The sequence below is a fragment of the Pseudomonas oryzihabitans genome (genome assembly GCF_006384975.1).
Classification (GTDB): Bacteria; Pseudomonadota; Gammaproteobacteria; order Pseudomonadales; family Pseudomonadaceae; genus Chryseomonas; species Chryseomonas psychrotolerans_B.
On record NZ_CP021645.1, the window covers coordinates 2,107,424 to 2,120,340 of the forward strand.

Annotated in this window: 14 protein-coding genes; 8 read left to right on the plus strand and 6 right to left on the minus strand. The window is 65.8% G+C overall.

The annotated features are described in order from the left end of the window. Positions 1-47: 47 nt before the first annotated feature. Positions 48-1,247, plus strand: coding sequence for a zinc-binding metallopeptidase family protein (locus CCZ28_RS09315; RefSeq protein ID WP_140217566.1), 1,200 nt, complete (start codon positions 48-50; stop codon positions 1,245-1,247). 15 nt (positions 1,248-1,262) lie between these two features. Here CCZ28_RS09315 and CCZ28_RS09320 read toward each other — a convergent pair whose 3' ends face one another. Together CCZ28_RS09320 and erdR are read right to left on the minus strand one after the other, a co-directional pair. Continuing rightward, entirely contained in the window at positions 1,263-1,643 is a 381-nt protein-coding gene (locus CCZ28_RS09320; RefSeq protein ID WP_205894653.1) for a diacylglycerol kinase, read from the minus strand. Between the two features lie 126 nt (positions 1,644-1,769). Then, the gene (erdR, locus tag CCZ28_RS09325) at positions 1,770-2,420 is read right to left on the minus strand and encodes a response regulator transcription factor ErdR (RefSeq protein WP_140217568.1); all 651 of its coding nucleotides are present in this window, start codon (positions 2,418-2,420) and stop codon (positions 1,770-1,772) included. A 183-nt stretch (positions 2,421-2,603) separates the two neighbouring features. On the opposite strand from erdR, the gene CCZ28_RS09330 reads away from it, so the two are divergent. Beyond that, positions 2,604-3,500 (plus strand): DMT family transporter, encoded by an 897-nt coding sequence (locus CCZ28_RS09330; protein ID WP_140217569.1) that lies wholly within the window; start codon positions 2,604-2,606, stop codon positions 3,498-3,500. Between the two features lie 192 nt (positions 3,501-3,692). Here the strand turns inward: CCZ28_RS09330 and CCZ28_RS09335 are convergent, their stop codons facing one another. Continuing rightward, positions 3,693-4,433 carry a tRNA-uridine aminocarboxypropyltransferase gene (locus CCZ28_RS09335; RefSeq protein ID WP_140217570.1) on the minus strand — a complete coding sequence of 247 codons (741 nt, stop codon included), beginning with the start codon at positions 4,431-4,433 and terminating at the stop codon, positions 3,693-3,695. A 141-nt stretch (positions 4,434-4,574) separates the two neighbouring features. Between CCZ28_RS09335 and CCZ28_RS09340 the strand changes: the two genes are divergently transcribed. Further along, positions 4,575-4,982 carry a quorum-sensing-regulated virulence factor family protein gene (locus tag CCZ28_RS09340; RefSeq protein WP_140217571.1) on the plus strand — a complete coding sequence of 136 codons (408 nt, stop codon included), beginning with the start codon at positions 4,575-4,577 and terminating at the stop codon, positions 4,980-4,982. Between the two features lie 15 nt (positions 4,983-4,997). Continuing rightward, positions 4,998-6,074 carry a TIGR00730 family Rossman fold protein gene (locus tag CCZ28_RS09345; RefSeq protein WP_140217572.1) on the plus strand — a complete coding sequence of 359 codons (1,077 nt, stop codon included), beginning with the start codon at positions 4,998-5,000 and terminating at the stop codon, positions 6,072-6,074. Between the two features lie 230 nt (positions 6,075-6,304). Here the strand turns inward: CCZ28_RS09345 and recX are convergent, their stop codons facing one another. The 3 genes from recX to CCZ28_RS09360 form a co-directional block, all read right to left on the minus strand. Beyond that, the gene (gene recX / locus CCZ28_RS09350) at positions 6,305-6,745 is read right to left on the minus strand and encodes a recombination regulator RecX (RefSeq protein WP_437179198.1); all 441 of its coding nucleotides are present in this window, start codon (positions 6,743-6,745) and stop codon (positions 6,305-6,307) included. Between the two features lie 219 nt (positions 6,746-6,964). Then, on the minus strand, positions 6,965-8,008 hold the full coding sequence (gene recA / locus CCZ28_RS09355) for a recombinase RecA (protein WP_140217574.1): 1,044 nt from the start codon (positions 8,006-8,008) through the stop codon (positions 6,965-6,967). 87 nt (positions 8,009-8,095) lie between these two features. Beyond that, the gene (locus CCZ28_RS09360) at positions 8,096-8,596 is read right to left on the minus strand and encodes a CinA family protein (RefSeq protein ID WP_140217575.1); all 501 of its coding nucleotides are present in this window, start codon (positions 8,594-8,596) and stop codon (positions 8,096-8,098) included. Between the two features lie 164 nt (positions 8,597-8,760). Between CCZ28_RS09360 and CCZ28_RS09365 the strand changes: the two genes are divergently transcribed. The 4 genes from CCZ28_RS09365 (at position 8,761) to CCZ28_RS09380 (ending at position 12,904) form a co-directional block, all read left to right on the plus strand. Further along, positions 8,761-9,804, plus strand: coding sequence for a LacI family DNA-binding transcriptional regulator (locus tag CCZ28_RS09365; RefSeq protein WP_140217576.1), 1,044 nt, complete (start codon positions 8,761-8,763; stop codon positions 9,802-9,804). Positions 9,805-9,865: 61 nt separating this feature from the next. Beyond that, the gene (locus tag CCZ28_RS09370) at positions 9,866-10,648 is read left to right on the plus strand and encodes a sugar phosphate isomerase/epimerase family protein (RefSeq protein ID WP_140217577.1); all 783 of its coding nucleotides are present in this window, start codon (positions 9,866-9,868) and stop codon (positions 10,646-10,648) included. Next, entirely contained in the window at positions 10,641-11,570 is a 930-nt protein-coding gene (locus tag CCZ28_RS09375; protein ID WP_140217578.1) for a sugar kinase, read from the plus strand. The genes CCZ28_RS09370 and CCZ28_RS09375 overlap by 8 nt, the downstream gene beginning before the upstream one ends. A gap of 50 nt (positions 11,571-11,620) precedes the next feature. Beyond that, positions 11,621-12,904 carry an MFS transporter gene (locus tag CCZ28_RS09380; RefSeq protein WP_140217579.1) on the plus strand — a complete coding sequence of 428 codons (1,284 nt, stop codon included), beginning with the start codon at positions 11,621-11,623 and terminating at the stop codon, positions 12,902-12,904. Positions 12,905-12,917 lie beyond the last annotated feature (13 nt).

The window sequence follows — 12,917 nt, forward strand, 5'->3', positions numbered from 1 at the left end:
ATGCCAGCGTTTCGCTGGTCGTCGGTCGTCCTCGCCAGGTATCCCTCATGCGTAATTTTCTTGGAAGCTACAGTTCGAACCGTTTGCAGCGCAACGCCTTACGGGCTCTGCCCGTCCAACGCAAGGTCGCCAACTGCACCTGCGGCCAGTCCATCTTCTTTCCCAACAGCGAATGCCTGGCCTGTGGCAATGCCCTGGGCTATGCCCCGGATCAGGGCACGCCGACCGCCCTGCAGCCCGTCGACGGCGGCCTCTGGCAATTGCCGGAGACCTCGAGCAGCCTCTACCGGCGCTGCGCCAACCTGGATACCCCAGCGGCCTGCAACTGGCTGGTACCGGCCGATGCGGGCAGCGAATTTTGCCTGGCCTGCCAACTCAACAACACCATCCCGGATCTGTCCTTCGAAGGCAATGGCGAGCGCTGGCGCAAGCTGGAGCTGGCCAAGCGCCAACTGGTCGCCCAGTTGCTGGGCCTGGGCCTGCAGGTGATCCCGCAGAGCGTGGATGCCGAGCGTGGACTCGCCTTCGACTTTCTCGCGCCCGATGCCACCGGTACGCCGACCACCGGTCACGCCAACGGCCTCATCACCCTGAATATCCTCGAAGCGGACGACGCCCACCGGGAAAAGGTGCGGGCCGACATGCACGAGCCCTATCGCACCCTGCTCGGTCACTTCCGTCATGAGGTCGGTCATTACTACTTCGATCGCCTGGTCACGGGCACCGATTGGGAAGAACCCTTCCGCGCCCTGTTCGGCGACGAGCGCGCCGACTACGGCCAGGCTCTGGAGCGCCACTATCAGCAAGGCGCGCCGGCGGATTGGGAAAGCCAGTACGTCAGCGCCTACGCCACCATGCACCCCTGGGAGGACTGGGCGGAGACCTGGGCCCACTACCTGCACATGATGGATACCCTGGCCACCGCCGCCAACCTCGGCATGAATGCCACCACCACCCAGCTGGATTTCCAGCCGTTCACCCGCGAGGCGCTGTACGAGGCCGAAGACCGCAGCGACGATGAATTCCTCGGTTTCGCCAACGCCTGGATCGAACTGGCGGCCATGCTCAACGAGCTGTCGCGCAGCATGGGGCAACCGGATTTCTATCCCTTCGCGCTACCGGCGCCGGTGATCGCCAAGCTGCACTTCATCCACAAGGTCATCCATTCGGCGCAACCCAGCGTGCTGGAACAGGGACTGGCGACCGACCAGACCGCCGCTGGGGCAACGCTCGGGGCAACCGTCTGACCGCTGCCGTCCTGCTCAGCCGAGCAGGACGATTCCCCAGACCGCGGCGATGATGAACATGGCCACGAACTGCGCGGCGCTGCCAAGATCCTTGGCGTTCTTCGACAGTTCGTGCCAGTCCAGGGAGATGCGGTCGACCACCGCCTCGATGGCGGCGTTGAACAGCTCGACCACCAGCGACAGCAGACAGACCGCCACCAGCAGGGCCCGCTCGCCGCGGCTCACATCCAGCCAGAAGGCGATGGGCAGCAACACCACATTGAGTGCCACCAGGGAACGAAATGCCGCTTCCTGGCGGAAGGCCGTGCGCAAGCCCGCGAGGGAATAGCCCGTCGCGTTGATGACCCGGCGTAGACCGGTCTTGCCTTTGTAGGGAGAAATCACCGAGAGCTCCATCAGCAGGATCGAACCGCTGCCGCTGGCAGACGGCGGGTAGAGAAAGCGTGAAAGCTGGCGCGCGAGCCTGGCCTGGCCGCCGACAGGACGAGGCCGGGCAAGGCCGCGCGGGTAACGCCACCAGGCCTAGTTGGAGGTGCTCTCCAATTGCTGCAACAACAACGCCGCCTGGGTCCGGGTGCGGACGCCCAGCTTACGGAAGATGGCCGTGGCATGGGCCTTCACCGTGGCTTCGGAGACGTTCAGCTCGAAGGCGATCTGTTTGTTCAGCAGCCCCTCGCACAGCATGGTGAGTACCCGGAATTGCTGGGGTGTCAGGCTGGCGAGGCCGGCGCTGGCGGCCTTGGCCTCTTCGCTGAGGGCGGCAGCGCCCTCGACCTGCGGTGGCCACCAGGTATCGCCATCCAGCACCTGATTCACCGCCTGCTGCAGGGTGCTCAGATCGCTGGACTTGGGAATGAAGCCACTGGCGCCGAACTCCCGGGCGCGCTGCACCACGGCGGGTTCTTCCTGGGCCGAGATCATCACCACCGGCACCTGCGGATACTGCCCGCGCAACAGCACCAGGCCGGAGAAGCCGTAGGCACCGGGCATGTTCAGGTCGAGCAGGACCAGATCCCAGTCGGTACGGTCGGCCAGGCAGGCCTGGAGTTCGGCGATGTCGGCCACTTCGGTGAGCCGCGCCTGAGCGCCCAGGCCAAGGGTGAGCGCCTGCTGCAGTGCGCTACGGAACAGCGGATGATCGTCCGCGATCAGGATCTGATAGGCAGCCGCCATGGTGTAGCTTTCCTTCTTGTAATAGGGGTCGCGTAGACCAGGCGCCTGGCGCGCCGGCTGCGTTCAAGATGGCGCCAGCATGCCGAACGACGCGGACGGGAGCAAGGCCGGACGGACCGCGAGCGGTAGGCAAAGGCCCGGCGGTTGCGGCACAGTGGTGCTTTTTTGCCAAAGAGATACCCGATGCCCAGCGCCGCCCTCCGTGCCGACTTGCTCATGCTGCTCACCGCCCTGATCTGGGGCAGCGCCTTCGTCGCCCAGACCGGCGGCATGGAGCATATTGGCCCCTTCCTCTACACCGGCCTGAGATTCGCCCTGGGTGCCTTAACCCTGGTGCCGCTGCTGCTGTTCCTGCGCCGGGGCGGACGGCAGCAACCCTTCACCCGGGATACCCTCAAGGGTGGCCTGTTGATGGGCCTGGTGCTGACCCTGGGTATCAATCTGCAACAGGTCGGCCTGCTGTTCACCAGCGTGACCAACTCCGGCTTCATCACGGGACTGTACGTCATCGTGGTACCGCTGTTGGGGCTGCTGCTCGGTCAGCGCAGCTATGTCGGCACCTGGGTCGGCGCCTGCCTCGCGGTGGTCGGCATGGCACTGCTCAGCATCGGCGACAACTTCCAGGTCGCCGCGGGCGATCTGCTGCAAATGGCAGGCGCCCTGGCCTGGGGCGTGCACGTGCTCTTGGTGGGGCACTACTCCAGCCGCCACGACGCCACGGTGCTGTCCATCCTGCAATTTCTGGTCTGTACCTTTCTGAGTCTGCTGCTGGCGCTGGTCTTCGAGCCCATCCAACCGGCTCAGATCGGTCTGGCCCTGCCTGAGCTGCTCTATGGCGGAGTGATCGCCGCCGGCATCGGCTACACCCTACAGGTCTTCGCCCAGCGTGGCGCCATCGCCTCGCACGCGGCGGTCATCTTTTCCCTGGAAGCGGTATTCGCCGCCTTCTTCGGGTCCTGGCTGCTGGGCGAGTCGCTCAGCGGTCGCGGCTATCTGGGTTGCGCCCTGATGTTCGCCGGCATGCTGGCCGCCCAGCTCTGGCCGCGGCAGCAGCCGGTGGAAGCCAAGCCGGTCAATTAGCCCGCAGAGCCTGCTCATAATCTGCTGCGCGTCGGCCAAACTGCGTTGAAAATAGCCTGGCAGGCCAGCCCCGCCTGGGCGGCCCCGTCGCAATGCTCATTTACCACTCGTAAACTCGTTCGCGAGCCCGGTCCGCTTCCTCAGCTATTTTCGCGGGGCCGCCTAGGCCTTGTTTGGCTCTAGCTCGCGAGATTATGAACAGGCTCTTAGGGTCTTCAGTTGCTGGCTGGCGGGACTGTCCGCCGCCAGCGGCAGATGGTGCTTGGCATCCAGATAGCGCTCGCTGAAGACGTCCAGATAGGCTTCCAGCAGTCGCCCGGCGGGCGCCTCTCCGGCCAGTTCCAGGCACAGGGCCGCCACCTCGGCGGTGCAGAGATGCTCGCCCCGGGTGGAACGCCGCAACCGATAGCGGGACAGGGCATTGGGCTGGAAACTCAGCACCGGCAGGCCGTCCAGATAGGGACTCTTGCGAAACATCTTGCGCGCCTCGGTCCAGGTGGCATCCAGCAGCACGAACAGCGGGCGCTTGCCGGGCGCCAGGGGCAGACTCTCCACCACCCGTTCGGGCGCAGCGTATTCGCCGGGAAACACCAGTAGCGGCTGCCACTCGGGTTGCTGCAACAAGGCTGGCAGCGCCGGATCGACGGAGGTCCGACTCCAGCCGAAGGCATGGGTGTCGGCCACCACGTCGGCGATCAGCCAGCCGGTGTTGCTCGGCTTGAGCGGCTCCACGTCGTGCATCAGCAGGCACATCCCGGCGTGGGTCTGGCGTAGTGGACGCAGGTCGCAGAGGCAATGACTGGGCGCCAGCCGGCACTGCGGACAACGCGCCATGCGTGAACCGCGCGCGATGAAAGGCTTGATGCTACGCGCCAGGCGCTCCTGGCGCAGACGAGCCACGGCATGCAAGGGGATATCGGGGATAGAGATCATGCCGGGCTCACAGGCAAAAGCGCAGTTTACCAGAGCGATCAGGATGCCCACGGCGGCCAGGCGAGGTACCCTGCATAGACGCTGTGCGAACCCCTGCCCGTGACCACGGTCGAAACGGGCTCCTCTACGCTGGAGATTACGATGCCTCGTTTTGCTTTGCTCGTCCTGATGCTCGCCCTGCCCTTCACCGTCCAGGCGGCCGAGTCGCTCAAGGAACATGAGCTCAACCAGATGCTGCGCAAGGTGGCCGCCGAGAGTAGCCAGGGCACGCCCCGCGCCATCAACGAAGACATCCTCGACCGCGGCTACACCGTGGAGGGCAAGCAGTTGATCGACCACCTGAGCGTTCGTCCGGCCCACGCCGCGCGCATGCGCGAGAATCCGGCCACGGTGCGGGTGCAGCTCGCCGAGAGCGTCTGCCAGAGCAACGGCTATCGCCAACTCCTGGCCCGCGGCGCCACCCTGGTCTATGACTTCACCGAATACCAGACCAACAAGCCCATCATGGTCGAGCGCTTCCAGGCGGCCGACTGCGGCCTGGGCCAGTAAGAGAACCTTCGCCCCATGTCCGAGGACAGCGACGACAGCTATCTGGCCCGTCACGTGGAGCCCAGCGCCGCCGATCTCGGTCAGCGGATCGATGAACTGCTGCAGCACGCCCTGCCCGGTGGCAGCCCGAACCTCGCGCTCTACCGCGAGATGCTGGAGACGGTGGTGCGCATGGCGCAGACCAATCCGGCGCGCTGGGATGCCAAGATTATGCTGCAGACGCTCAAGGAGCTGGAGCAGGCCTTCCGCAGCCTGGAGCGTTTCCGGCGGCGGCGCAAGGTCACGGTGTTCGGCTCGGCGCGGACCCGGATCGACCATGCCCTCTATGGGCTCGCCCGCGAACTGGGCGCTGCCCTGGCGCGACGCGACATGATGGTGATCACCGGTGGCGGCGCCGGCATCATGGGTGCGGCCCACGAGGGCGCCGGCCCCGAGGCCAGCCTGGGCTTCAACATCACCCTGCCCTTCGAGCAGCGGGCGAACCCGACCATCGAAGGCACGGATCACCTGCTGTCCTTCCACTTCTTCTATGTACGCAAGCTGTTCTTTCTCAAGGAAGCGGACGCCCTGGTGCTCTGCCCGGGCGGCTTCGGCACCCTGGACGAGACCTTCGAGGTGCTCACCCTGATCCAGACCGGCAAGAGCCCGCTGGTGCCGCTGGTCCTGCTGGATACCCCCGAAGGCCATTTCTGGGACGACACCCTCGCCTACCTGCAGCGCAATCTGCTGGAGGAAGGCTACATCCTGCCGGCCGATCTCAAGCTGGTGCGCCTGGTCCGCTCGGCCGAAGCGGCAGCAGCCGAGATCGAACACTTCTATGGCAACTACCACTCCACCCGCTGGCGCGATCAACGTTTCTACGTCCGCCTCAAGCACCCGCTGACGCCCGCCTGCCTGGGGCGCCTGGCCACCGACTTCGGCGACCTCTGCCGAACTCCCGGCTTCACTCAGCTGCAGCCGGGGGAAGGCACCGCCGACGAAGCGGAATTCGCGCATCTGACCCGACTCACCTTCGACTTCCACGGCCGCCATTATGGTCGGCTACGCGAGCTGGTGGACGAGCTCAATCGACCGGAACACTGGGCTGCCTGAAAGGCACGCCCGGTAGGTTGGCACTGAGCGGAGCGAGGCCCAACGTCTCCAAGCCGAGCACGGTGTGTTGGGCTTCGACGATAAAACCGTCTCAACCCAACCTACAGGACGCCCATCTCTCCATACCGTAGGTTGGCGCTGAGCGCAGCAAGGCCCAACAGCCCGGCACCGTTGGGCTTCAACGATGAATCTGTCTCAACCAGCCTACAGCGACGCCCCGACCGCCCGCTCTAGCGTCGGCTCAACACCCGACTGATCCCATCCATGGCGTAACCGCGATAGGCCAGGAAGCGGCCCTGCTTGGCGCGCTCCTTGGCGTCGGCTGGTGGTGTACCGAACTTCTTGCGCCAGACCTCTTCCAGTTGCGCCTGCCAGTCCACCTCGGACTCACGCAAGGCGGCCTCTATCTGGTCGCGCTTCAGGCCGCGCTGGCCCAACTCCTCGCGGATACGCAGGGGGCCATAGCCGGCTCGGGCCCGGCTGGCGATGTAGCTGTCCAGGTAGCGGCTTTCATCGAGCAGGCCATCTTCGGCCAGGCGATCCAGCACCGGGCCGAGCAGGCTCTCCTCGGCGCCGCGCCGACGCAGCTTACGCGACAACTCCTCACGCCCGTGCTCGCGTCGCGCCAGCAGGTCCATGGCGGCCAGGCGGATGGCGGCGGTGGTATCCATTGGATTGCCCAAGGTAATTCCCCTTAGAACCTGCTCAAAGTCTGCTGCGCGTCGGCCAAACGGCGTTGGAAATAGCTTCGGAATGCTCATTTACCACTCGTAAACTCCGCTTCCTCAGCTATTTCCGCCTTGTTTGTCGCTAGCTCGCGAGACTTTGAACAAGTTCTTATGCAAAAACCCCCGCACGGGGCGGGGGTCGTTTAGCTCTCTGCAGCGTGATCAGAAGTCGACGTCGGCGTCTTCTTCAACAGCCACTTCGGCTTTCTGATTGGTCGGCTGGCTCAACAGCTTCTCGCGGATAGCCTTGTCCACGGCAGCCTTGACCTCGGAATTGTCCTCCAGGAACTTGGCGGCATTACCCTTGCCCTGGCCGATCTTGCTGCCCTGGTAGCTGTACCAGGCGCCGGACTTCTCGATCAGGCCCAGCTGTACGCCCAGGTCGATGATCTCGCCGTTCAGGTAGATACCCTTGCCGTAGAGAATCTGGAACTCGGCCTGGCGGAACGGCGGCGCCACCTTGTTCTTGACCACCTTGACGCGGGTTTCGCTACCGATCACCTCGTCGCCTTCCTTCACCGCGCCGATGCGGCGGATGTCCAGACGGACCGAGGAGTAGAACTTCAGGGCGTTACCGCCGGTGGTGGTCTCGGGGTTGCCGAACATCACGCCGATCTTCATGCGGATCTGGTTGATGAAGATCACCAGGCAGTTGGCGTTCTTGATGTTGCCGGTGATCTTGCGCAGCGCCTGGGACATCAGGCGCGCCTGCAGACCCACGTGCATGTCACCCATCTCGCCTTCGATCTCCGCCTTGGGCACCAGGGCTGCCACGGAGTCGACGATGATGACGTCGACCGCGTTGGAGCGCACCAGCATGTCGGTGATTTCCAGGGCCTGTTCACCGGTGTCCGGCTGGGACACCAGCAGATCGTCGACATTGACGCCCAGCTTGCCGGCGTAGTCCGGGTCCAGGGCGTGTTCGGCGTCGACGAAGGCGCAGGTAGCGCCCTGCTTCTGGGCCTGGGCGATGACCGACAGGGTCAGGGTGGTCTTACCCGAGGATTCGGGACCGTAGATCTCGACGATCCGGCCCTTGGGCAGGCCGCCGATGCCGAGCGCGATGTCCAGCCCCAGGGAGCCGGTGGAGATCGCTGGAATGGCCTGGCGCTCGTGATCGCCCATGCGCATCACGGTGCCCTTGCCGAATTGCTTTTCGATCTGTCCCAAGGCCGCGGCCAGGGCGCGCTTTTTGTTGTCGTCCATTAGATTCCTCTCAGAGAAAGAAGGGGCCAGACGGCCGTGGATACCTGTATAAGTGAACAGTATTAAACCATAGTCGCCACCGGGTTGCTACACCTGGGCGGCTTTTTCCTCGTCCAGAAACGCCAGAACACCCTGCAGGGCGCGGACCTGGGTCTGGTGGCGTACGGCGGCCCGATCACCGGCGAAAACCTGCCGTTCGGTACGCAGGTTTTCGCCATCCAACCAGGCAAGCCAGACGGTGCCTACCGGCTTGCCAGGCACCGCGCCACCCGGTCCGGCGATGCCGCTCACCGCCACCGCGAAGCGGGCATTGGCACGGCGCTGGGCACCGCGCGCCATGGCGACCACCACCTCTTCGCTGACCGCCCCGACCTGATCGAACAGGACGGCGGGGACGTCGAGCTGCAGCGTCTTCTGCCGATTGGAATAGGTGACGAAACCGGCCTCGAACCAGGCCGAGCTACCCGCGATACGGGTGATCGCCTCGGCGATACCGCCCCCGGTACAGGATTCGGCGGTGGTAACCTGGGCACCGGCCGCCTGCAGGGCTTCCCCCAGGCGTGTGGCGAGACTATCGATGGCGTCCATCAGCACCTCTCTTGCAAAAGCGGACATAGCACGTGACCGCGGCAGGGCACCTCCTGCGGCGACCACTGGTCGGCACGCACCTTAGACCGGCTTGCCGGCCAGCGGCAGAAAAGATTTACTGAAACCGGTTTCAGGCACCTACAAAATCCTAACAGCGGTACGCCATGAACGATGTCTTTCTTCCCGGCCTGCGCGCTTCCCGCGCGACCATCGCCGAAGTGGCCGCCGCCGCCGGCGTGTCCAAGGCCAGCGTATCCCGCTATATCAGCGGTGATCGCCGCCTGCTGTCCGACTCCCTCGCCGCCCGTATCGAGCAAGCGGTGACCGCCCTAGACTTCCAGCCCAACCAGATGGCCCGTGGCTTAAAGCGCGGTCGTAGCCGGCTGATCGGCATGCTGGTGGCCGATATGCTCAACCCCTACTCCACCGCGGTGATGCACGGCGTGGAAACGGCGTGCCGCCAGCAGGGCTATTCGCTGTTGATCTGCAACACCGACCAGGACGCCCGCCAGGAACGCCAGCAACTGGCCGCGCTGCAGTCCTACAGCATCGAAGGCCTGATCGTGAACACCTTCGGCCAGCACGCCGCCGATCTGCGCCAACTGGGCAGCCGGCTACCCCTGGTCTTGCTGGATCGTGAGTTGCCAGGGATCGAGGCCGATCTGGTCGGGCTGGACAACTACCAGGCTATCGCCACAGGGGTCGCGCATCTGCAGCAGCAGGGCTATCGCGATCTGCTGCTGGTGAGCGAACCCCTCAACGGCACCAGCTCCCGCGTCCAGCGCCTGACCGCGTTCGAAGCCCTGCTGGTCGAGCACCCCAGCTGCCAGGGCGCCCATTGCACGGATGCCAACGATCCCCAGGCGCTCCAGGCCGCGCTCGCCGGCTTCCTGGCCAGCCCCGGGCCTGGCCCCAAGGCCGTGCTCACCGCCAATGGCGTGGCGACCCTGGCGACGACCCTGGCACTGCAAGCCCTGGGCGAACCCCTGTTCGAGCGGATCGGCTTGCTGGCGCTGGACGACCTGGACTGGTTCCCCCTGGTCGGCGGTGGCATCAGCGCCCTGGCCCAGCCCACCCACGCCCTGGGCGTCGCCGCCTTCGAACGGCTGCAACAGCGTATCGAGGGCGACCGTAGTGCGCCGACCCAACAGACCTTCAGCGCGGAGTTGCGTATCCGTCAGTCGACTCGCGCCCGGAACTGCTCGTAATCGAGGGCACCTTTCGCCCTTTTGCTCGTCTTTTGATGAAACCGGTTTCAGGAGAACAACAATGCCACCGGAGATCGCCATCACCACCTCGGCCTTTGGTGCCGACGCGGTGCGTAGCCAAGGCCAGGCCGCCTGGCTCGACCTCATTGCCGCAGCGGGCGCCACCCATGTGGAGATCCGTGCGGAGCTGTTCAACGCCGATCCCGATCTGGCGGCCCTGCGCGACGCCATCGCGGCGGCGGACCTCGGCTGCGTCTATTCGGTGCCGCTGGAACTCTGGCCCGAAGCGGGCGCCGGCCTGTCGCCGCGCCTGCCCCAGGCCCTCGCCGACGCCCGCCAACTGGGCGCCGACACCCTCAAGGTCTCGCTCGGCCACTATCGCCCTGCCACCGATCTGCGCGCCCTGGCCGAGTGGCTGGACGACAGCGGCCCGCAACTATTGGTGGAAAACGACCAGACCGCCCAGGGTGGCCGGGTCGAGCCGCTGCGCGCCTTCATTCAGGCAGCCCGCGCGGCCGGATTGCCGGTGGGGCTGACCTTCGACATCGGCAACTGGCGCTGGCAGGACGAGGACCCGCTGCAGGCCGCCCGCCTGCTCGGCCCGGATGTCCGTTACCTGCATTGCAAGGCGGTGCGCCGGCGGGCGGGCGGGCTACACGCCGTGCCGCCGGAGGCCGCCGACCTGCTGGCCTGGCAGGGTCTATTGGCGCACTTCCCCGTGGGCCTGCGGCGCGCCATCGAGTTTCCCCTGCTGGGCACCGATCTGCTGGCCGAGACCCGTCGCCAGGTGGCTGCCCTGCGTACCCTGGACGCACCTGCCTACGAGGAGCGCCGCCATGGCTGAATTCGACATCCTCGCCTTTGGCGAAACCATGGCCATGTTCGTGGCCGAAACCCCCGGTGATCTCGCCAGCGTCGGCCAGTTCGGCAAGCGCATCGCCGGTGCCGACAACAATGTGGCGATCGGCCTCTCCCGCCTGGGTTTCAAGGTCGCCTGGCTGTCGCGGGTCGGCAACGACTCCTTCGGTCGCTTCGTGCGCGCCACTCTCGAAGCCGAGGGCCTGGACTGCACGCGGCTGAAGGTCGACCCCCGGCACCCCACCGGCTTCCAGCTCAAGTCGCGGGTCGCCGACGGCAGCGATCCGGTGGTCGAATACTTCCGCCGGGGTTCGGCGGCCAGCCATCTCAATATCGAAGAGGATTTCGATACCGGCCTGCTCAGGGCGCGCCATCTGCACGCCACCGGCATTCCGCCGGCGCTGTCGCCCAGCGTCAGGGCCTTCAGCCGCCATCTGCTGGAAGCCATGCGCGGCGCCGGGCGCAGTATCTCCTTCGATCCCAATCTGCGCCCCTCGCTGTGGGACAGCGAAGACCAGATGCGCCGCGAACTCAATGAACTCGCCGGCCTGGCCGACTGGGTCCTCCCCGGCCTGGCCGAAGGGCGGCTACTGACCGGCTACGACAGCCCGGCGGACATCGCCGCCTTCTACCTCGACCGCGGTGCCCAGGCGGTAGCCATCAAGCTCGGTCCGCAAGGCGGCTACTGGCGCACCGCCACGGCGGAAGGCGAGGTACCCGGTGTCACCGTGGCCGAGGTGGTCGATACCGTCGGCGCCGGCGATGGCTTCGCCACCGGTTTCGTCAGCGCCATGCTCGATGGCCTGGACGTGGCCGCCGCCGTCGCCCGCGGCAACTGGATCGGTGCCCGCGCCGTGCAGGTGGTCGGCGACATGGAGGGCCTGCCCCGCCGCCACGAACTCCCGTGATCCGTACCTGAAATTCGACACCCGACAAGAACAATCAAGCAGGTGATCCCATGAACGCTTCCCCTCTCGCTCCACGCCGCTGGTGGTATCTGATGCCGGTGGTCTTCATCACCTACAGCCTGGCCTACCTCGACCGGGCCAACTACGGTTTCGCCGCCGCCTCGGGCATGGCCGACGACCTGGGCATCACCCCGGCCATGTCGTCGCTGCTGGGCGCGCTGTTCTTTCTCGGCTATTTCTTTTTCCAGGTGCCTGGCGCCATCTATGCCGAGAAGCGCAGCGTCAAGCGGCTGATTTTCTGGAGCCTGATCGGCTGGGGCGGACTCGCCACCCTGACCGGCCTGGTGCCGAACGTCACCTTGCTCATCGCCATTCGCTTCCTGCTGGGCGTGGTCGAGGCGGCGGTGATGCCGGCGATGCTGGTCTATCTCTGCCACTGGTTCACCAAGCGGGAGCGCTCGCGGGCCAACACCTTCCTGATCCTCGGCAATCCGGTGACCATCCTCTGGATGTCGGTGGTCTCGGGCTATCTGATCCATGCCTTGGACTGGCGCTGGATGTTCATCATCGAAGGCCTGCCGGCGGTGATCTGGGCCTTCATCTGGTGGCGCGTGGCCGCCGAGCGCCCCAAGGACGCCAAGTGGCTCGATCAGGCGGAGAAGGCGCGCCTGGAGGCCGCCCTGAAGGCCGAGCAGCAGGGCATGAAGCCGGTGAAGAACTATGCCGAAGCCTTCCGCTCGCCCAAGGTTATCCTGCTCTCGCTGCAATACTTCTGCTGGAGCATCGGCGTCTACGGCTTCGTCATCTGGCTGCCGTCGATCCTGCGCCAGGGCGCCCACCTGGACATCGTCCAGGCCGGCTGGCTGTCGGCGCTGCCCTACCTCGCCGCCGTGCTGGCCATGGTTGGCGTGTCCTGGGCATCTGATCGCCTGCAGAATCGCAAGCTGTTCGTCTGGCCGCCGCTGCTGATTGCCGCCCTGGCCTTCCTCGGTTCCTTCGCCCTGGGCGGCCAGCACTTCTGGTGGTCCTATGCGCTGCTGGTGGTCGCTGGTGCCTGCATGTACGCCCCCTATGGCCCCTTCTTCGCCATCGTCCCCGAGATTCTGCCCGGCAACGTCGCCGGTGGCGCCATGGCGCTGATCAACAGCATGGGCGCCCTGGGCTCCTTCGCCGGCTCCTATCTGGTGGGCTACCTCAACGGCGTGACCGGTGGACCCGGGGCCTCCTTCGGCTTCATGGGTGGCGCCCTGCTGGTCGCGGTGGTGCTGACCCTGCTGCTGCGCCAGGGGCCGGCGCCGGTCGCCGCATCTCTCAAAGCCGCTCCCAGTCACTGACAGGAAGTCCCAT

What these genes read in the sequence shown, in the direction of transcription:
- CCZ28_RS09315 (WP_140217566.1), top strand. Translation starts at nt 48, where the DNA reads ATGCGTAATTTTCTTGGAAGCTACAGTTCGAACCGTTTGCAGCGCAAC.
- CCZ28_RS09320 (WP_205894653.1), bottom strand. Translation starts at nt 1,643, where the DNA reads ATGGAGCTCTCGGTGATTTCTCCCTACAAAGGCAAGACCGGTCTACGC.
- erdR (WP_140217568.1), bottom strand. Translation starts at nt 2,420, where the DNA reads ATGGCGGCTGCCTATCAGATCCTGATCGCGGACGATCATCCGCTGTTC.
- CCZ28_RS09330 (WP_140217569.1), top strand. Translation starts at nt 2,604, where the DNA reads ATGCCCAGCGCCGCCCTCCGTGCCGACTTGCTCATGCTGCTCACCGCC.
- CCZ28_RS09335 (WP_140217570.1), bottom strand. Translation starts at nt 4,433, where the DNA reads ATGATCTCTATCCCCGATATCCCCTTGCATGCCGTGGCTCGTCTGCGC.
- CCZ28_RS09340 (WP_140217571.1), top strand. Translation starts at nt 4,575, where the DNA reads ATGCCTCGTTTTGCTTTGCTCGTCCTGATGCTCGCCCTGCCCTTCACC.
- CCZ28_RS09345 (WP_140217572.1), top strand. Translation starts at nt 4,998, where the DNA reads ATGTCCGAGGACAGCGACGACAGCTATCTGGCCCGTCACGTGGAGCCC.
- recX (WP_437179198.1), bottom strand. Translation starts at nt 6,745, where the DNA reads ATGGATACCACCGCCGCCATCCGCCTGGCCGCCATGGACCTGCTGGCG.
- recA (WP_140217574.1), bottom strand. Translation starts at nt 8,008, where the DNA reads ATGGACGACAACAAAAAGCGCGCCCTGGCCGCGGCCTTGGGACAGATC.
- CCZ28_RS09360 (WP_140217575.1), bottom strand. Translation starts at nt 8,596, where the DNA reads ATGGACGCCATCGATAGTCTCGCCACACGCCTGGGGGAAGCCCTGCAG.
- CCZ28_RS09365 (WP_140217576.1), top strand. Translation starts at nt 8,761, where the DNA reads ATGAACGATGTCTTTCTTCCCGGCCTGCGCGCTTCCCGCGCGACCATC.
- CCZ28_RS09370 (WP_140217577.1), top strand. Translation starts at nt 9,866, where the DNA reads ATGCCACCGGAGATCGCCATCACCACCTCGGCCTTTGGTGCCGACGCG.
- CCZ28_RS09375 (WP_140217578.1), top strand. Translation starts at nt 10,641, where the DNA reads ATGGCTGAATTCGACATCCTCGCCTTTGGCGAAACCATGGCCATGTTC.
- CCZ28_RS09380 (WP_140217579.1), top strand. Translation starts at nt 11,621, where the DNA reads ATGAACGCTTCCCCTCTCGCTCCACGCCGCTGGTGGTATCTGATGCCG.